The 19,112-nt window shown below is 52.9% G+C and carries 20 protein-coding genes; 14 read left to right on the top strand and 6 right to left on the bottom strand.

The window, feature by feature from the left end:
* Positions 1–74: 74 nt before the first annotated feature.
* The 12 genes from mhpA to AC2FH0_RS06830 all read left to right on the top strand — a co-directional run bounded on the left by mhpA (position 75) and on the right by AC2FH0_RS06830 (position 13,232).
* Entirely contained in the window at positions 75–1,721 is a 1,647-nt protein-coding gene (gene mhpA / locus AC2FH0_RS06885) for a bifunctional 3-(3-hydroxy-phenyl)propionate/3-hydroxycinnamic acid hydroxylase MhpA (protein ID WP_496788899.1), read from the top strand.
* Complete coding sequence (locus AC2FH0_RS06880) at positions 1,718–2,791, top strand: maleylacetate reductase (RefSeq protein WP_496788896.1); 1,074 nt, start codon at positions 1,718–1,720, stop codon at positions 2,789–2,791. Before mhpA ends, AC2FH0_RS06880 begins: the two co-directional genes overlap by 4 nt.
* 41 nt (positions 2,792–2,832) lie before the next feature.
* The gene (locus AC2FH0_RS06875; RefSeq protein ID WP_496702034.1) at positions 2,833–4,098 is read left to right on the top strand and encodes an ABC transporter substrate-binding protein; all 1,266 of its coding nucleotides are present in this window, start codon (positions 2,833–2,835) and stop codon (positions 4,096–4,098) included.
* A 59-nt stretch (positions 4,099–4,157) separates the two neighbouring features.
* Complete coding sequence (locus tag AC2FH0_RS06870) at positions 4,158–4,877, top strand: ABC transporter ATP-binding protein (protein WP_496788894.1); 720 nt, start codon at positions 4,158–4,160, stop codon at positions 4,875–4,877.
* A complete protein-coding gene (locus AC2FH0_RS06865; RefSeq protein WP_496702030.1) occupies positions 4,874–5,587 on the top strand; it encodes an ABC transporter ATP-binding protein in 714 nt (237 codons plus the stop codon). The genes AC2FH0_RS06870 and AC2FH0_RS06865 overlap by 4 nt, the downstream gene beginning before the upstream one ends.
* Positions 5,584–6,447, top strand: coding sequence for a branched-chain amino acid ABC transporter permease (locus AC2FH0_RS06860; RefSeq protein WP_496703055.1), 864 nt, complete (start codon positions 5,584–5,586; stop codon positions 6,445–6,447). The genes AC2FH0_RS06865 and AC2FH0_RS06860 overlap by 4 nt, the downstream gene beginning before the upstream one ends.
* Positions 6,448–6,475: 28 nt before the next feature.
* Positions 6,476–7,492, top strand: a complete 1,017-nt coding sequence (locus tag AC2FH0_RS06855) for a branched-chain amino acid ABC transporter permease (protein WP_496702026.1) — start codon at positions 6,476–6,478, stop codon at positions 7,490–7,492.
* A gap of 25 nt (positions 7,493–7,517) precedes the next feature.
* Complete coding sequence (locus AC2FH0_RS06850) at positions 7,518–8,393, top strand: dioxygenase family protein (RefSeq protein ID WP_496788892.1); 876 nt, start codon at positions 7,518–7,520, stop codon at positions 8,391–8,393.
* A gap of 4 nt (positions 8,394–8,397) precedes the next feature.
* Complete coding sequence (locus AC2FH0_RS06845; RefSeq protein WP_496702022.1) at positions 8,398–9,237, top strand: 3-oxoadipate:acetyl-CoA acetyltransferase; 840 nt, start codon at positions 8,398–8,400, stop codon at positions 9,235–9,237.
* Between the two features lie 319 nt (positions 9,238–9,556).
* Positions 9,557–10,513 carry a TAXI family TRAP transporter solute-binding subunit gene (locus AC2FH0_RS06840; protein ID WP_496703063.1) on the top strand — a complete coding sequence of 319 codons (957 nt, stop codon included), beginning with the start codon at positions 9,557–9,559 and terminating at the stop codon, positions 10,511–10,513.
* 18 nt (positions 10,514–10,531) lie between these two features.
* The gene (locus AC2FH0_RS06835; protein WP_496788890.1) at positions 10,532–12,436 is read left to right on the top strand and encodes a TRAP transporter permease; all 1,905 of its coding nucleotides are present in this window, start codon (positions 10,532–10,534) and stop codon (positions 12,434–12,436) included.
* 31 nt (positions 12,437–12,467) lie between these two features.
* Positions 12,468–13,232, top strand: coding sequence for a LamB/YcsF family protein (locus AC2FH0_RS06830; RefSeq protein WP_496709059.1), 765 nt, complete (start codon positions 12,468–12,470; stop codon positions 13,230–13,232).
* Between the two features lie 115 nt (positions 13,233–13,347).
* On the opposite strand, the gene AC2FH0_RS06825 is transcribed toward AC2FH0_RS06830, so the two are convergent.
* The 5 genes from AC2FH0_RS06825 to AC2FH0_RS06805 are packed head-to-tail and all read right to left on the bottom strand — an operon-like array spanning position 13,348 to position 16,339.
* Positions 13,348–13,818: a flavodoxin domain-containing protein gene (locus AC2FH0_RS06825; RefSeq protein WP_496702014.1), complete on the bottom strand. Its 471-nt coding sequence runs from the start codon at positions 13,816–13,818 to the stop codon at positions 13,348–13,350.
* A 43-nt stretch (positions 13,819–13,861) separates the two neighbouring features.
* Positions 13,862–14,644 carry an IclR family transcriptional regulator gene (locus AC2FH0_RS06820; RefSeq protein WP_496788889.1) on the bottom strand — a complete coding sequence of 261 codons (783 nt, stop codon included), beginning with the start codon at positions 14,642–14,644 and terminating at the stop codon, positions 13,862–13,864.
* A gap of 52 nt (positions 14,645–14,696) precedes the next feature.
* On the bottom strand, positions 14,697–15,266 hold the full coding sequence (locus AC2FH0_RS06815; protein ID WP_496702010.1) for a cupin domain-containing protein: 570 nt from the start codon (positions 15,264–15,266) through the stop codon (positions 14,697–14,699).
* Between the two features lie 21 nt (positions 15,267–15,287).
* Complete coding sequence (locus AC2FH0_RS06810) at positions 15,288–15,980, bottom strand: cupin domain-containing protein (protein ID WP_496705227.1); 693 nt, start codon at positions 15,978–15,980, stop codon at positions 15,288–15,290.
* 38 nt (positions 15,981–16,018) lie between these two features.
* Complete coding sequence (locus AC2FH0_RS06805) at positions 16,019–16,339, bottom strand: SCP2 sterol-binding domain-containing protein (RefSeq protein WP_496702006.1); 321 nt, start codon at positions 16,337–16,339, stop codon at positions 16,019–16,021.
* 262 nt (positions 16,340–16,601) lie between these two features.
* Between AC2FH0_RS06805 and AC2FH0_RS06800 the strand changes: the two genes are divergently transcribed.
* Both AC2FH0_RS06800 and AC2FH0_RS06795 read left to right on the top strand, forming a co-directional pair.
* A complete protein-coding gene (locus AC2FH0_RS06800; protein WP_496709057.1) occupies positions 16,602–17,822 on the top strand; it encodes an NAD(P)/FAD-dependent oxidoreductase in 1,221 nt (406 codons plus the stop codon).
* Positions 17,823–17,897: 75 nt separating this feature from the next.
* The gene (locus AC2FH0_RS06795) at positions 17,898–18,485 is read left to right on the top strand and encodes a YceI family protein (protein WP_496705225.1); all 588 of its coding nucleotides are present in this window, start codon (positions 17,898–17,900) and stop codon (positions 18,483–18,485) included.
* A gap of 94 nt (positions 18,486–18,579) precedes the next feature.
* On the opposite strand, the gene AC2FH0_RS06790 is transcribed toward AC2FH0_RS06795, so the two are convergent.
* A complete protein-coding gene (locus tag AC2FH0_RS06790) occupies positions 18,580–18,990 on the bottom strand; it encodes a DUF4345 family protein (RefSeq protein WP_496702093.1) in 411 nt (136 codons plus the stop codon).
* Positions 18,991–19,112: the final 122 nt, after the last annotated feature.

The following is a 19,112-nucleotide window of genomic DNA, read 5'->3' as shown; positions in this document are numbered from 1 at the left end:
GAGGTAACTTTTTGGCCGTCCCAGCCCGTTTAAGGGCTCTGGTTGAACGGCTAAGGGCTTAGGAGGAGACAAAGATGACCCATCCCGCGACCAACAGTGATTTCGATACTGATGTTGCAATTGTAGGTGCTGGTCCGGTTGGCACCATGCTGGCCATTCTGCTGGGCCAGAAGGGGAAGAAGGTCACTCTGGTTGAGCGGTGGTCCACGCATTACGGCCTGCCGCGTGCGGTTACATACGACCACGAGATTGCCCGCATTCTGGCGTCCCTTGGAATCGATTCTGAAACCGATTCAGCGATCAACTGTCATGATGAGTTGTATTACTGGCGCAACCGGGATGGTCAGAACCTGCAGATTGTTGACTGGCAGAGCCAATCAGCCAGCGGCTGGCGCGTGCGTTACTGGTTCAACCAGCCGCTGCTTGAAAAGCGCTTGCTGAAGATTGCCGGTGAAATCCCCGACGTAACAATCTTGCGCGGTTGGGACGGCGTTGCTCTGGATCAGGATAGCACTGGCGTGTCGCTGTCGCTTAAGCAAAACCCCGAAGAATTTGGGCCCGACGGAGAACGCAAAGTCATTCGCGCGAAATTCGCCGTTGGAACCGATGGCGCGAACAGTTTCGTGCGCGAAAGCTTAGGTATCGAGAACGAAGACAAGGGTTACTTCTTCGATTGGCTCATCCTGGATATGGTCCCGCAGTTCGACTATTGCGCTTCACGCCCGGAAGATCCGGCGCAGTGGCAGCTGTGCGATCCAAAACGCCCAACAACGATTGTGCCAGGCGGGCCCGGCCCTGTCGAAGGTGGCCCGGATCGCCGGCGTTGGGAATTCATGGTTCTCCCTGGTGAGTCTGTGGAAGAAGTTCAGAAAGAGGAAAATGCCTGGAGGTTGTTGAAGCCCTGGGGGCTGACCCCGGAAAACTCTGAATTGGAACGCGCTGCAGTTTATCGCTTTCAGGCCCGCTGGGCCAAGAAATGGCATAGCGGCCGGTGCCTCATCGGCGGCGACGCTGCACACCTGATGCCGCCCTTTGCTGGCGAAGGGATGTGCGCTGGTTTGCGCGATGCAGTGGCGATGGGCTGGCGTCTGAATGCCATTCTTGAGGGCAAGACCGGGCTTGAAGTGCTGGAAAGCTACTCCTCAGAACGCATTGAGCACGCCAAACACTACATCAACTTCAGCCAGGAGCTGGGCAGCATCATCTGTATCAGTGATGAGAAGGAAGCGATTGACCGCGACGCGCGTATGATCGCCGATCTGAAACATCGGAACAATCAGCCGGTACCGACAGATATCTGCCATCTGGGCGAGGGTGTCTGGTGTGATGAAAGCGCTCATGCCGGTGAACTTTCTGTGCAAGGCGTTGTCGAATACAATGGAAACAACGGTCGCTTTGACCAGGCCGTTGGTCGGGGTTGGGTTCTGATCGGTTATCAGGCGGACCCGATTGCAGCATTGACTGAAACCCAGCGTGAGCAACTAGGAAAATTGGAAGGCTTCGGCGTTCAGATTGGTGCACCAGGCGGTCAGCATGATGTTGTCGACACCGAAGGGACTTATAAGGCCTGGTTGGAAGACATCGACGCGAAATATGTCTTGGTACGTCCTGATTTTTACGTGGCTATTACTGCCAACACACCGGAAAATCTCCAATCTCGTTTTGACAAGGTCATGTCAGCATTGCACCTGGATACGGCCGTTGCCGTAGCCGCTGAGTGAGGTTGGGCGCCATGTTTTCAGGGTTTACCTACAACGCAAATCCAGCGCGGATCGTATTCGGGCTGGGAGCATCGACCAATGTCGCGGCAGAAGTTAGCAGCTTGGGCTGTAGCCGCGCACTGGTTTTGTCGACGCCATTTCAGGCGAATGACGCTGAAAAACTGGCTGCGGATCTGGGCTCACTTGCCGTTGGGGTGTTCTCACAGGCGGCCATGCATACGCCTGTGGATGTTACTGAGAAAGCCATGGCTGCCTATGAAGCAGCGAATTCTGACTGTGTTATTGCCTTGGGCGGAGGGTCCACTATCGGCCTCGGCAAGGCAATCGCCTATCGAAATGATACCCCTCAGGTCGTGATTGCAACCACTTACGCGGGATCAGAGGTCACGCCGATCCTCGGGCAGACTGAAAATGGACTGAAGACAACTGTCCGTCACGCCAAGATCCTGCCCGAAGTTGTGATTTATGATCCCGAATTGACCGTGGGTCTGCCCGTAGGCATGAGCGTAACGTCGGGGCTGAATGCGATGGCGCATGCGGTCGAGGCTGTTTACTCTGAAAACCGCAACCCGGTGACCTCGCTTATGGCAGCGGAAGGTGTTCGCGCGCTACGAGACGCTCTGCCCGGCATTGTGGAGAACCCAAAAAACATCGAAGCACGCAGCGAAGCACTGTATGGTGCCTGGCTTTGTGGCGCGGTCCTGGGGACTGTGGGCATGGCTTTGCACCACAAGATTTGCCACACACTGGGCGGGACATTTGATCTGCCGCATGCGGAAACGCACGCGATCATGTTGCCACACTCAGCCGCATATAACGCGCCTGCTGCGGTTGATGAGATGCAACCGATCGCCGATCTGTTCGGTGGTTCTATTGGCGGAGGATTGTGGGATTTTGCGAAATCTCTGAATGCCCCGCTGGCACTGCGCGATTTGAATGTCAAAGCAGTCGATCTGGACCTCGCGACCGAGATTGCGACCCAGAATCCTTATTGGAATCCACGCCCAATAGAACGTCAGGCTATCAGGGAATTGCTGCAGCAGGCCTTTGAAGGTCGCCGACCAGAGTAACAGCCTGAAATACCGTCAAATGCATCAGGGAGGAAACCAACATGCTGACACGACGCACACTTCTGAAAACAGGCGCGGCCGCCGGGGCCACCGCCTTGGCGATGCCAGCCCTGGCCCAGAACGGAACGGTTAAGATTGGATATGTCAGCCCGCAGTCCGGCCCGCTCAGCGCATTTTCCGAGGCTGACAACTATGTCATCGAACAATTCATCAAGAACAGTGCCGCAAGCGGTCTGAATGTTGAAGTGATCGTCAAGGACAGCCAATCCAATCCCAACCGTGCGGCCGAAGTTGCGCGCGAATTGATTGTCCGCGATGAGGTCAATCTGATCTGTGTCGCATCGACACCTGAAACTACAAACCCTGTCTGCACCATTGCAGAAGCCGAAGAAATCCCGGTGATTTCTTCTGTGGCTCCGTGGCAGCCGTGGTTCATCGGTCAGCAAGGCAATCCGGGTGATCCGTCCAGCTGGCAGGAATTCGACTATGTCTACCACTTCTTCTGGGGGCTGGAAGACAACGTGTCCGTGTTCCTGAACATGTGGAACAGCATTGAAAGCAACAAGGTACTAGGGGCGCTGTGGCCCAATGATGGGGACGGGAACGCCTGGGCAAGTGATGTTGGCATGCCACCGGCTGCAGCGGCTGCAGGATATCAGCTGATCGATCCGGGTCGGTACCAAAACCTGACCGATGATTTCAGCGCGCAGATCAACGCTTATAAAAATGCGAACGCGGAAATTTTTACGGGCATTCCGATCCCTCCGGATTTCACCACGTTTTGGACTCAGGCGAAACAGCAGGGCTATAATCCAAAGATGGCTTCGATCGCCAAGGCATTGTTGTTCCCCGAAAGCGTTCAGCAACTTGGCGATCTCGGGAACAACTTGACCTGCGAAGTCTACTGGACACCTTCGTTCCCCTTCAAATCGTCACTGACTGGTGAAACCAGTGCTGAGCTGGCCGCCGGTTTCGAAACAGCGGCTAAGCGCAAATGGACGCAACCCGTCGGCTTTACACACGCCCTTTTCGAAGTTGCGGCCAGCGCAATTCAGCGCACCGAAGACCCAACAGACGGAGATGCATTGGCTGAAGCGATTGCCAGCACCGATCTGGAAACAGTGGTTGGCCATATCGGTTGGGGCAAAGACAACCTGCCACCATTTGCGCAGAAAAACGTGGCCAAGACACCCCTGGTCGGTGGCCAGTGGCGCCGCCAGGACAGTGGTGATTTCGAACTTCTGATCGTTGAGAACAGCAACGCGCCCGAGATCCCGCTCGACGGTACGCTCGAAACCCTCAACTAGCGCCTTTGAGCATCGGGCCAATCGGGCCCGGTGCCAATTCCTTTTGTTCGGAGATTCGAATGTCTATCCTGACACTCAAATCAGTATCCAAATCGTTTGGGGCTTTGAAGGTTACGGACGATGTGTCTCTGGACGTTCAGGCAGGGGAAGCTCTGGGAATTATCGGGCCCAACGGGGCAGGGAAGTCGACCCTGTTCAATCTGATTGCCGGGAATATCAAACCGGATGAAGGGCAGGTCGTTCTTGAGGGTGTGGACGTTACTCAGCGGACACCCATGGAAAGAGTTCATGCCGGGGTCGGGCGGTCGTTCCAAATTCCACAACCTTTTGCGCATTTAAGTGTCTACGAAAACTTGATGGTTGCTGCCCAGTTCGGAGGAGAACATCGGGGATACGAGGCAGGGACATTTTGCATGTCCATATTGTCTGAAACCGGTCTTGAATCATGCGCACGCGATCTGGCGGGTGGTCTATCACTGTTGCAGCGCAAGCGCCTGGAATTGGCGCGGGCTATGGCGACCTCTCCCAAGCTGATCTTGTTGGATGAAATTGCCGGAGGTCTAACCGACGGTGAGTGTGTCGATCTGATCAAGACGATCAAGAACATCCACAGTCAGGGTACGTCAATCATCTGGATTGAACATGTGCTGCATGCTCTCAACTCGGTTGTCGATCGTCTTATGGTGTTGAATTTCGGTAAGAATCTCATGGTCGGAGGGGTTGACGAGGTCATGAACGCCCCTGCGGTCCGAGAAATCTATCTGGGGATTGAAGTATGACTGAGCCACTATTATCCACTCACGGACTTACGGCTCACTACAGTGATTTCCAGGCCCTGTTTGGTGTCGATATCGACATCAAGCAGGGCGAAACGATTGCCATCATCGGTGCGAACGGTGCAGGAAAATCCACACTGATGCGTGCCATCACGGGTCTATTGAAGAACAAACCGGACGCAATCAAACTTCGGGGTGAGAGCATTGGTGACCTCTCTGCACCAGAGGTGCTGGAGCGGGGGATTTCCATGGTCCCGGAAGGGCGACGGTTGTTTCCCTCTCTCACGGTGGAAGAAAACCTTCTGATCGGGGCACATACCAGAACCGGAAATGGGGTCTGGAACCTTGAGAGTGTTTACGAAGTCGTTCCTGCACTGAAGGACCGCCGGGATCATCCGGGTACCGCATTATCCGGTGGTCAGCAGCAAATGGTAGCGATTGGTCGGGCGTTGATGTCAAACCCGGATCTTTTGCTCTGTGACGAACTCAGCCTTGGGCTTGCACCTGTTGTCATCAAAGAAATCTATGCTTCGTTCCCGACGATCAAAGAGCGCGGAGCCTCTGTTGTCGTCGTTGAGCAAGATATTGGGCAAGCGATGAGAGTTGCAGACCGGGTGTTTTGCATGATGGAAGGTCGCGTGACGTTACAGGGCACGCCCGACGAGTTGTCGCGAGAAGAGATTCACAACGCGTATTTCGGGGTAAGCGCATGATCTTAGTCGACACACTCATTCAGGGCATTTTGCTTGGTGGCCTATATGCTCTGTTCGCTGCCGGGCTTAGCCTGGTGTTTGGCGTTATGCGCCTTGTCAACTTGGCACATGGTGATCTGATTGTACTGGCAGCATTTGTCATTTTGTCCATCGGCACGGCTCTGAATCTCGGCCCGTTTGTTGCGGTGATCCTCGCGTTTCCCATCATGTTTGCTGTGGGGTGGGGGCTGCAAACCTATTTGCTGAACCGTGTGCTGGGGGACGATATCCTGCCGCCCTTGCTGGTGACTTTCGGCCTGTCTGTGGTGATTCAGAATGGTTTGCTGGAGATATTCACAGCGGATAGTCAGAAACTGACAGCCGGGCCCATCGAGGCACAGTCTTTGGCGCTGGGGCCGGTTACCGTTGGGGTGATGCCTTTGCTGACCTTTGTATCCGCTGTTGTGGTTATCTTTGCGCTGAACCAGATCTTCTACAGAACCAAGCTTGGGCGTGCATTCCGAGCCACTTCGGACGACCGCGAGACCGTGGGTCTGATGGGGATCCGCCCCAATAACGTCTTTGCAGTCGCTACAGGTATTGCGATGGTAGTTGCCACGATTGCAGCCTTGTATCTTGGCATTCGCGCCAATTTCGATCCCAGCATTGGCCCCGCACGCCTTCTTTACGCATTTGAGGCGGTGATCATTGGTGGGCTTGGCTCGCTTTGGGGCACTTTGGCTGGTGGGGTGATTATCGGTGTCGCTCAGGCTTTGGGCGCTTCCATCAACCCCGAATGGCAAATTCTGTCGGGACATATCGCATTTGTCGCTGTCCTTCTCGTTCGCCCCCGCGGACTTTTCCCACGTTCCAAAGACTGAGGTACCCGCAGTGTCTGATCAAAAGAATATGACCCGCTTGCTTCAGCTTTTTGGCCTTGCTGGCATCGTACTTTTGTTTCTCGTGCCTGTCATTGGCTCCCGGGCCTTGGTGCAAGATCTGTTTGGCGTGCTGACGCTTTTGATCCTGGCGCAGAATTGGAATCTGCTTGCAGGATTTGCCGGGTTGGTATCCGTGGGCCAGCAGGCTTTTGTCGGCGTTGGTGCATATGCCATGTTCGCCTGCGTTATCCTGCTGGGTCTGGATCCTCTGATTGGCATCGCCGTTGGAGGTATCACTGCCATGATCCTGGCAATTCCAATGGCCTTCTTTTCATTCCGGTTGGCCGGGGCCTATTTTGCCATCGGAACATGGGTCATCGCAGAGATAACGCGCCTTTGCTTTGCCCAATGGAAAGCACTTGGCGGCGGTACCGGCACCTCATTGCCGAAAGGCACCACAAAAACCATGTTTGGCGTGCCTGAGATCAAAAGTTGGTTGGGTGGTAGTTCATCCGCCGCATCTGACGCTTTGACCTATTGGCTAGCACTGACCCTGGCCCTTGCAACCCTTATTGCGGCGTATCTTTTCCTAAAGTCACGAATGGGCCTGGGCCTGCAATCGCTGCGCGACAACGAAGAGGCTGCCCGGTCAGTCGGTGTAAATCCTACGCGTCTGAAAGCTTGGGTGTTCATGCTGACGGCTTTTGGTACCGGTCTTTGCGGTGCACTTCTGTTCATTCAGATTACACGGGTTACACCCGAGGCGGCATTCTCGGTGGTGGATTGGACCGCTTTCGTGATCTTTATAACCGTGATTGGTGGAATCGGAACACTGCCGGGACCGATCATCGGTGTGATCGTGTTCTATTTCTTGCAACGGGCCCTTGCTGATTATGGCACGGTCTATCTGATCGTTCTGGGCTGTCTCGGGATTGCCGTGATGCTGTTCGCTCGGCGCGGATTGTGGGGGCTGTTCACTGAAAAAACCGGGATTGAGCTTTTGTCTCTGCGACAGCTGCCCCCGGAAGAAAACCAAGCGCGCTGACACACACAAATATAGAGGTATACCCATGTCAAATTTGGTTGATCTTTCCAAAATCGACTATTTCACTGAAGAGTCATCTGTTGAGGCCGTGCTTGGGCGCAATGGTTCAAATGCCGATGCCCGTCTGGCACAGATTTGGGGTGCATTGATCAAGCATTTGCATGCTTTTGCCAAGGACGTCGAATTGCGTCAGGACGAGTGGGATATCGCAATCGATTTCCTTACGGCAACCGGTCAAATCTGTGACGAAAGCCGGCAGGAATTTATCTTGTTGAGCGATGTCATGGGTTTCTCGATGCTGACAGACGCAATCAATAACCGACGCCCGAAAGGCGCAACCGAGAACACGGTGTTTGGCCCATTCCATGTCGAAAACGCCCCTGAATACGAAATGGGTGCCGACATCTCATTGGACGGCAAGGGACAGTCTTGCCTGTTTGAGGGGCGGGTCTTGGACCTTGAAGGAAACCCGATCGAAGGTGCGCGTATCGATGTCTGGTGCGACAACGAAGATGGTTTCTACGACGTTCAGCAACCCGGTATTCAGCCCAAGTGGAACAATCGGGGTGTCTTCACGACTGGCCCGGATGGGTGCTATCACTTCAAGGGGATTAAGCCGGTGTCATATCCGATCCCCCATGATGGGCCGGTTGGAAAACTTCTGATCAAGCTCGATCGCCACCCCTTCCGCCCTGCGCATATGCATTACATGGTGACGGCGCCTGGCCATGAGAAAATCGTGACGCATACCTTTGTTGGCGAAGATGAATACCTCAAGTCTGATGCGGTTTTTGGCGTAAAGGCGACGCTGGTTGCACCATTTGTTGAAAATAAGGACGGTGATACAGTTTGGCGTTCTCCTTTTGACTTTGTGATGGTGCCAGAAAAGGTGGAGTCCTAAGCCAATGACGCAAAAGCCTTGTATTATTTGTGTGGCAATTACAGGATCTTTGCCCCAAAAATCAGACAACCCGGCGGTGCCTATCACGGTCTCCGAGCAAATAGAAAGCACACAAGCTGCATTCGAAGCCGGGGCGACGATCGCACATTGTCATGTTCGCAATGACGATGGCTCGCCTACCTCGGATCCCGATAAATTCGGCCGGTTGTTTGAAGGTTTGAACAAACATTGCCCGGGTATGATTGTTCAGTTCTCGACCGGAGGACGATCGGGCGCAGGACATGAACGCGGGGGCAGTTTGCCGTTGCGTCCTGATATGGCCTCTTTGTCCGTTGGATCGACAAACTTTCCAACTCGGACCTACGACAATCCACCCGATCTGGTCGATTGGCTGGCTGCGGAAATGACGAAATACGAAATTACCGCAGAGATCGAGGCGTTCGATCTGAGCCATATTCACCAGGCTGTCGCCATGAGTAACGCAGGTAAGCTTCCGGGCAAGCTTTACGTGCAGTTCGTGATGGGTGTGAAAAACTCAATGCCGGCCGACAAGAATGTCTTCAATTACTATGTGAAAACAATGCAAAGGCTTGCCCCGGACGCGGAATGGTGTGCCGCCGGGATTGGAAGGCATCAGCTTGAACTGAACGAATGGTCGATTGCGGCCGGCGGTCATGCAAGAACCGGGCTTGAGGACAATGTCCGACTTGATCGAAACACACTTGCCCCATCAAATGCCGCTTTGGTGGCCCGAACTGCAGAGATTTGTCATAATCACGGCCGCCCGGTGGCAACCTGGACAGAAGCGCGGTCACTTCTGGGGCTTTCGCAGCCCGCAGTGTAACCTAATGAGATGGCTGGCTGTTTGACCAGCCATCGACTTGCCTGGGTCGGTGCGCAACCTCCTGTCCCTCAAGTTGAAAAGGGGCGCGTGGCAGGCCTGCTCCAGCCTTGGCTGAGCGAATTGAGTAGATAAGTATACTTCATACGATATGTAATATGCCGTGTATTGTATTATTGTTATATAGAAATTCTGCTAAAAATCATCCCCACCATAGAGGTTGGCTTTGCTCGCCCAAAACCATTGGCAAACTTTAAGAGCCTAAAAACACTCGTCTTTTGCCGCATGAGCCAAGAGCCAACCCTGACAGGGAGGGATTTTTATGTTCAGTAAGATCAACCGGATGGCAATTCTTGCCTTGGGTATTGCGACGCTTGGCACAGTTGCCAGCGCACAAAGCTTGGGGATCGGAGCCAGTAAACAGGGATCACAGAATTATGCGGCCAATGCTGGATTCGCAAAACTTCTGGCCGATGAGCTTGGGTACGATATTCGAGTGCAATCGTTTGGGGGATCAGGCCAAACAATGCCTCTGGTCGATAATGCCCGCTTGGATTTGCTGCTTGCTCCTAGCCCTGACTTTTCTGCCGCCGCGGGTGGTACAGGTGCCTTCGAAGGGCGACAGCTAGGTAATTTGCGCATCGTTGCAGCCATGGGTGGGTCCGCCTATGGTTTCATGGTCAACAAAGACACCGACATGGCCATGGTCTCAGACGCCAAAGGCAAAACGATCACCTATGGATACACCGCACAACCGACGCTTCGGCCACAGGTCGACGCCATTCTTGCAGGCGGCGGTTTAAGCATCGATGAGATGCAGCTCGACAATGTACCGTCGGTGCCAAACGGCGTCGACGACTTGATTTCCGGCACCGCTGAAGTTGCGTTCTTTGCCCTTGCTGGGGGCAAGACACGCGAAGCGGACGCCGCGATAGGAGTCCGTTGGTTGGGGCTGGAGAACACACCCGAGGCACTCGCCGGTGTGCGCGAATTCGTTCCGACCGCATATATTGACACTGTAGCCGCAGGATCGGCCCCTGGCGTGGATGTCGATACGAACATGATGTTCTATGATTATGTGCTTTTGGCAGGCGCGCATGTTTCGGATGAAACGATCGCCCCGATTGTCGAATACATTCATCAGAATCCGGAAAAAGTGCGGAGTATCTTTAAAACTTTCGCGCGGTTCGACCCGGAAAAAATGGCGCCTGATATGGGGGATCTCGTCTACCATCCGGCAGCGGCCACCTATTATCAGAAAGCAGGTTTGTCGCAGTAACGTCTGCTGACATAAATCATGGTTGGAACATCCGAAACCGCTCGTTTGGAGCAAGCCAATCAGGTGCTGAGAGGGCTGATCGTGGCCCTCTCGGTCATCTATGCTGCCAATCTGCATCGCTATGTCGGGGTGTCCGTCTATGATGCGCAATTATTGGTCGCGTCTTTCGCGCTCGCACTCGCCTCTGGAATTTTAAGTTTTGCGAAAACCGCGGACAGGCCGATCACCCGCAGAATTGCTGTCCTGTGGGCCGCGGTCACACTTGTTACCGGTGGCTACGTTGCGGTGAACTATGTCCGGCTTTCGATGGACGCTCCGTTTGTGCCCTCTTTGCTGGTTGCGATCAGCTGCGTTCTGCTGGGTGGGTTGCTTTTGTTGTTGCGGCGTTCTGCGGGCACCGGAATTCTAATCGTAGTGCTAGTCTTCATAGCCTACGGGCTCTGGGGGCATCTTCTCCCCGGTGATCTCCAGAGCCGCCCTACTTATTGGGACGAACTTGTCATCTATCTGAGCCTGGATGCAAACGGCATTCTTGGCGCAGCATTGAAAGTCGCCGTCGTAATTGTCGTTCCCTACCTGTTGTTCGGTCAGTTTCTGACGGCCTGTGGAGCCGCGGATTTTTTCAATGACCTGGCTTTATCAGGGATGGGTCGTTTCAGGGGTGGACCAGCAAAAGTAGCAGTCTCGGCGTCGGCTTTGTTCGGATCTATTTCAGGATCAGCGGTTGGAAATGTCGTCGGCACGGGCGTGGTTACGATCCCGATGATGAAAAAAGCTGGTTTTAATGGAAGATATGCTGGCGCGGTTGAGGCGGTCGCGTCTACGGGTGGGCAACTGGTGCCGCCTGTGATGGGAGCCGCGGCCTTTATCATGGCCGACTTTATTGGCGTGGATTATTCGACCGTGATGTTGGCGGCTTTGCCATCTGCTCTGCTCTACTACAGCGCTATTTTCATCAATGTTGATCTGACAGCGGCCAGGCGAGGGGTGGCACAGGTTGAAGAAGCTGATATCCCGAGCGGCCGCGAGGCACTCAAGCAGGGTTGGCACTTCATTTTACCGTTCGTTGTGCTGATTTATACGCTGTTCGCCCTGAACATGAGACCGGAGCGTTCTGCGGTCATTTCGATTGTGGTGTTATTGGTCGGCAGCTTGATTTTTGGCTACAAAGGCCGTCGTATCAGGCCAATTCAGATTTGGCAGGCCATAGCGTCTGCGGGCCAATCGGCTATCGGGCTGGTTGTTGTCTGTGCAGCTGCTGGACTGATCATTGGTATTCTGAATATCACCGGCCTTGCCTTTAATTTGACACTGCACATAATCACCGCAAGCGGTGGCAGTCTGCTGGTGCTCGCCTTGATCACGGCGTTGATTTCCATTGTTTTGGGGATGGGGATGCCAACTGTTGGGGTCTACATTCTGTTGGCGACACTGGTCGCCCCGGCTTTGATCGAATTCGGTGTCCCAGTGATGGCAGCACATCTTTTCGTGTTCTATTTCGGGCTGATGTCGATGATCACTCCGCCTGTTGCACTGGCGTCATTTGCCGCAGCGAATATCGCGGGGTCATCAGCATGGGAGACAAGCAAAGAGGCAATGAAGCTGGCTTGGCCGGCTTATTTGGTCCCGTTTCTTTTTCTGTTTGCACCCGGATTGATTTTGGAAGGCAATCTGCTGAAGGCACTTTGGTCAATAGCAACAGCATTGGTTGGTATTTACATGGTAACTGCTGGCTTCGTTGGGTTTTTCCAACATGTCAGGGGGTTCATCGGTCGCTTAACTTTGACGCTTTGTGGTGTGCTGTGTCTGTTGCCTTCAGATTTGTTTCCCTCCGCGATCTGGACAGATATTGTGGGCTTGTCTGTGCTTGCTTTCTTCATTGTGGGTTCGAGAAATCGCGTGGCTGCCTCAGACACTCAATAATCCGACATCTAAGAATTAGGGCCTGGCAATAATGACTAATGTGGTTGATCTAAATTCGGATCTTGGCGAAGGATTTGGTGCATGGAAAATGGGGGATGATCTTGCACTGATGGACATCGTTTCATCTGCGAACATCGCCTGCGGATTCCACGCCGGAGATCAGAACATTATGGCCCAGACCATGAAAATTGCGGTCCAAAAAGGGACCGGAATTGGTGCACATCCCGGTTTTCCCGATCTGACTGGATTCGGTCGCCGTCGGATGAGTTTTTCCTCGGATGAGCTGACCAATATGATTGGATATCAGCTGGGTGCGGCGCAGTCGATGGCGCTACTGTCGGGTGGAAAAGTTCGACACCTTAAGCTGCATGGTGCCTTGGGAAACATGGCGTCGGAAGACATCAATATTGCCAGAACCTGCTTTGAGGCCGCGTTGAAAGTTCAGCCCGAAATCATACTCATGGCGATTGCATCAACTGCGATGGAGCAGGCAGTGAAGGAACTGGATTGCTCATGGGTAGGCGAGGTCTACGCTGACCGCGCTTACGAAAATGACGGAACCTTGGTAGACCGCAGGCAACCGGGCGCTGTTTTGGAGGATGCCGACTATGCCGCCGAGCGCATCATGATGATGTTGAAAGAGCAGGCGGTTATCACCAAAACCGGGAAACGCCTTCCATGTCGCGTTGATACGGTGTGTTTGCATGGCGATACTGTTGGTGCCGTTGCTATGGGAACCAAAATTCGCAGAAATCTTGTTGACGCAGGTATCGGTATCAAAATGTTTGAGGCGTAGATTCATTGCATTTCCTGGCGAAATGCTTCGGGAACTGCCGTGACAAAACCTGATTTCTGAAGGCCGTCCTCACAAGTTGTATGGGAACCTCGCAAGGTGCAAGGTTCCCGGTTTTTTAGGCCATTTCTTTGGATAGTGCCGCGACCCAACCGTCGATCCAGTCCAGCGCGGCTTCTTCAGGATAGACGCCGGATTTCGCATCATGTTCCATGCGATCTACCAGCCGCTTGGCACCCAATTCAGCGAAGGTTGCATCAAAGGCTTTGCCGCCACCGCAGAATGTCTGTGGATAATCCATGCTTCCCAAAGCAATGACGCCATAGCGCACAGACGACAGATCGGGGCGATCTTTTGTCAGGAACTCGTGAAACTCTTTGCCGTTGTCCGGCACTTCACCAGTGCCATATGTCGAACTGCAGATCACATAGGTATCGCGTGCATCCAGCATTTTTTGTGATGCTTTTTCCATGCGGACAACGCGGGCTTTGTACCCGGTTTCAACAAGCTTATCGGCCACTTCATCCGCGACCATTTCTGCAACGCCGCTCATAGACGCGACCAGAACAACAACTGGATGATCGTTCATTTCTATCCTTTCGCAGCACCCCTCATTTGGGTTTTGCATTCTTTTAACCGGTCGAACCGGACTGTTTTTCGATAAAGGCTGCTGAGAGACCCAAGGTTACTTCCTGAGCCGCAGCCTGAACATAAATTGATAGCCGTTCGACCATCTGCGAATTCACTTCATGCTCGTTCAAGACAAGCGTCATGCTGCCGATCACAGACTTGTTTGCTGCGAATATAGGTGCGGCGATTCCAACCTTCCCTGGATCCAGCTGCCCATACGCAACTACGATGGAGTTGGACCGGATACGCTTCAAATTGCGACGAAACTCTTCCCAGGTTGCCCCAAGACCGGCAGCTTCGATTTCCTTCTCGTGTTCGGCAAAGATCGTTTTCAGGTTTCTGCTAGGGATATAGGCAAGGACAACTCGGGAAGCTGCGCCAAGAAACAACCCCAAAGGCCGGCCCCTCTCATAGGAAAGGGATTTTTCCGGATCGACAAACCCTTCCGAGTGAACACACATGACCTGATGGCGATACTTTCGGCACAGCAATGCGGAACCATTGTCGCCCGTCAGATCGACCAGCTTACGCATGATCGGCGTTGCCGTTTTCACTAATTGATCCTGACGCCTTATCATTCTGTCGAATTCGATAATCGCCGGACCAAGAGTGTAAACGCCGGGGTTCAAGGCCTCGACCAGACCGAAAGCACTCAGACTGTTGAAGTAGCGGTAAGTCGAGCTGCTGGACAGGGAAAGACGTTTGGTCGCCTCTTCCACTGTCCATTCCGGTTCTTCAATGGTGAAAAGCTTCATGACTGATAAAAGTTTATCTGCAGTTGTCATATAGCTTTTCTCCTATTTGCTGATCGCCGATGGTAATTAATCGCAGCACAACCTACCAGTCGTCATCGTCGTCTGTTTCAGCCGTTAACTCGTCGACTATTGCCTGCCATCTGTTGCCGGTAGTATCCACCGGCGGATGTTCGGTGCCGCAGTCGCCGCATGTGCGCATGTCTTTGTCACTGTTAAAGGCGTTGGTCGCACGCAGATACGCCTCCTGAGGGAGTTCCTCGGCCGTATCCCAAGTTACGCGCGCAACTTCTGATGAGCATTTCTCGCAATACCAAGCAACAGCCTCCAAACCGGCATGCTCTGCTTTGTAACGATAATGGATGGTCTCTTCCGAAGGTACGACGCGATGCGGGGTACGGGCCGGAACATAGATCATTTCACCAGGCGTGCCTTTGACGTAATTCACGCTGCTGTCGCGGAATTCAACCTTGGCTGCGCCCGACATCAGTACGATCATTGTGTCTTTTTCACAAATCAGATGGAACGGCTGAATGCGGTCGCTTCGGCTGATGTTGACCTGCGGGTCTACACCTTCAGATATTGCTGGATACTCGTCATAGCAGCCGATCTGCTGAGCGAGTTGATAGGTTTGATGAAATCGCCTACGTGGCATCTTTCTGTCTCCTCGCTAAATTCAAGCGGACGTCGCTTCGATGAGCAAATCGCGGCAATGCTCACTGGCTTCGTAATTTGTATGGTAGCTCGTCCAACCCCAGACGTGCATCGGGAACAGGTTGTGCTCGTGCCCACATTTGGAACATTTCCGAACTTCTGGGTCGTCATTGTACTCTTTGCCGAATTCATAGCTCTTGAGCAGCGTTTCCAGCGGAGCAAAGTACCCAGGCACAGGGCCGCGGATTTCGTTGTAATTCTCAACGTCGAATTCGTGATCCAGCATAACATTCTGGCACTTGTGGCAATGGAAGGTCAGGCCTTCATGCTGACGTACACCTTCTGCTGATTGACGTTGAACAACGATCATCAGCATCACGTTTTCCGGGTCTCTCTCGTTCTCAAAGAACGACCCAACGTGGTGGCTACGTGGACCAACCATCAGCGTACCAGTTCTGACCGCCGAGCCCTTGGACGCCAGGCAAAGGAAGGTTTCATCAACCGAGTTCGTGTGATGGAAATGGCCCATGCCATCATCCCCCAGGTCGCCTTGGAACAAGGCGATACCAGGAACAAGGCATTCGTCCGTCACATAAGGGAACGGGGTTGTAAGTGTCGTATTTGCTGTCCGAGCTGCATGGAATGCGTTCGACGCCATAGGCGGGCGATCCGGATCAGGTGGCGCAATAGTTAGTTGGGTGCTGTCTGTGCTCATTCGCTAACGTCCCATGTTGGGTTTCAACTAATTTCCACTCAAGCCCGGTCGGGTCCGATGATCGAGCCGAGCTTCCAGCCTGCGTCAACGTTTCCGTCGATCGTCATCCGGCCAGCCATAAAGGCTTCGGTTGGGTCTTTGCTGCCGTCAGAAATCTTGCAGAAATCCCCAAATTTGATGTTTACGATTGTTTCGGCGTCATTGTCTTCATTCGAAACGATATGAGGGACATTTTTGGCATCAATATAGATGACGCCTTCGTCGCCAAAGTTGAATTTTACAGTGTGCCCAAAGCCGCTGTCTTCACCGACGCGCTTGCGCATTTCCTGAGTCATTTCTTCTAGTGTTGGTTTAGCCATTTGGATTTCCTCCCATTGAGCAATGGTTCGCTAATAGGTGTTCAACTTGATCACCAATTTCAGCCAGAAATCGCATATGCTGGGAAAAATGTCAAATAGAACATCTAATTTTATTGTTAAGTGCGAGAAAATGTGCCATATGCGATTGAAATTGAATGCTGTCTGAGCGTGCATTTCCTGACATATTCGCACTCGCCAGGCAGGAGTCCATATCGCAGAAAGGGTTCATCGAAGCCCGACTCACGAAAGAAAGGGTGGAGCATTGTCACAGCGACAAAAAATCGTGATTGTGGGTGGCGGACAAGCGGGTGGCCGTGCGGCTCTGGCGGCGCGCGCATCAGACCCAGCTGCCGACATCTCTCTGATCTCAATGGAGCCTTGCGCACCATACGAAAGGCCGATTCTGTCGAAAGCCATGTTGCTGGATGACGAAACCAAGCTTCCTTTTGTCTTCGATGATGCGACGGCCAAGGAACGGGATATTCGTTTGCACTTGGGAGTGTCGGTGACAAAAATTGATCGGGCGACAAAAACCGTTCTTCTCGAAGATGGCGAAAACATAGCATATGACAAACTGATTCTCGCGACCGGTAGCCGGCTAAGGCGTATCTCGTTGGACGGTGCCGAAAAGGATTGTGTTCACTATCTTCGCAGCATGGATGACTGCAGCAAATTGCGGGATCAACTGACAAAAGGCAAACGATTGACCGTCATTGGTGGCGGGTTCATCGGACTTGAGGTTGCGGCAACGGCCCAAAAGCTTGGGTGCACTGTCACAATCGTTGAAGCTGGTGAAACGCTGTTGCCCCGAGTTGGATCACCCACTGTCAGTACCTTTGTGCAGACCTATCACTCTGACAAAGGCGTGCGCTTTCTGTTTGGTGTTCAGGCCCAGGCAATGGATGGCGAAAACTTGGTATTGTCGAACGGCACGTCTGTTCCCACCGATATGATCCTAGTCGGTATTGGGGTAGACCCCGAAACATCGCTTGCCGAAGATGCTGGATTGACTATCGAAAACGGCATCAAGACGGATAGTTTTGGCAGAACTTCTGATCCTGATATTTTCGCCGTAGGTGATGCAGTTAACCAGATGAACCCTGAATATGATCGTCACATGCGCCTGGAATCTTGGGAAAATGCCAATGTACAGGGTGATGCGGTCGGTAAATCGGTGGTGGGCGAGCTGACCGAAGTTTCCACGATTCCGTGGTTCTGGTCTGATCAGGGCGATCTGAATATTCAAATTCTGGGGCAGTTGGACGCAGAGATGCATTGTATTGAGCGTGCGGGCGAGGATGATGGGCTGACCCTGATTCAGCTTGTCGACAACAAAATCCAAGGTGCGGTTACGATCAATCAGGCCCGCGATATGCCTTTGTTACGGAGAATGATCGCCGACCCGAATTTTCACGGTGACGAAGCCATCTTTAGTGACGATTCCGTGCCGCTCAGGAAGATAATGAAATCAGCACGACGCTAGCGGAGACAAAGTGAGCTCTTTCTTACGAGTGGCTTTTTGTCCTTAGAATTTCACGCTTCTATCAGGAGATATTTCATGAAGCTTTCGGTGTTGTTTGCCGCAATGGCCTTAACCGCCTCGGCTCTGGCATCCACCAGTGTGGCTGACTCGGAAAAATACCTTCTGGCGCCGAAATGGTCACAAATTATATTTAGCTACGATCATCTTGGTTACTCCAGAACAACCGGCATGTTCTCAGGTATTGAAGGTGAGATCGACTTTGACAAAGAGAACCCGGAAGGATCCAGTGTTGCGGTCTGGTTCCCGGTGTCAACGATGTTCACCGGCCTCGAGCAGAGAGATGCGAACTTTACCGTCGGTGGAGATTTTTTTGTTGCGACTGAGAATGATCAGATCGAGTTCAAGTCAACGCATATTGAAGTCACTGGTGAGACAACGGCCAAGATAACTGGCGACCTGACGATGAATGGCTCAACACATCCAGTCACTCTTGATGCAAGAATGAATAAAATGGGTTTCCATGACAAAGAGCAAAAGGATTGGGTGGGGTTCGATGCGACAGCATCCGTGCTACGGTCTGAATTTGGTTTGGGCAAATACGCGCCGGGTGTCAGCGACAAAGTCGACATTTCGATTTCGATCGAAGCTATGAAAGCTGAATAAATTTAGGCGACGCGTTTGACCCCTACCTGTTCTCACTGGATAGGTAGGGGCCGCGGGCCAGTCTTTGTAATCGGATGATTGCCCTAAAAGAGCTTCAGGTTTCAGAATGCGCTCTGGATGAAACTACGAGGCATAGCAATCCCACGACCGAGAGGGTGAAGGGAACCAATTCTCTGGATAGGATTGTGAGCTGGGCATCGTTCGACCCGTCCAGATTGATCCCGGTAAGTCTGGTAATGACAACAAGAGTCAGTGTGGTGGCAACTGCCACCAATCCAGGCTTCAAAAACGACCGAAAGAATACGCCGTAAAGAGCGAACAGTCCCAAACCCAAGTGGAAGCCGCCGAAGTCGACGCGGATGCTGGTGATCCCGTCAGGAGCAAGAGTTGCAGTTCCACTGATGACGGTAGGGTCCATTACGCCAGCAATACCGGCGAGACACATGATGAGCCCACACAACAGCAAAGTTAGTCTTGGAATCCAGGATATTATCTTCCTTGGCATCGTGCTCATTTACATTCCCCATCGAGTTAGAGTTTACGGACGTTGCGCAGCAAGCTCAGCGAGCTGAGTAGGTGCTTGCGCATGCAATAAGAACCGGGCTTACGAAATCCGGTTCTCATAAC

This window comes from Ruegeria sp. CDSC051 (genome assembly GCF_059610665.1).
The sequence above is the reverse complement of the archived record's forward strand: the minus strand, read 5'-3'. Positions and strand labels throughout refer to the sequence as shown.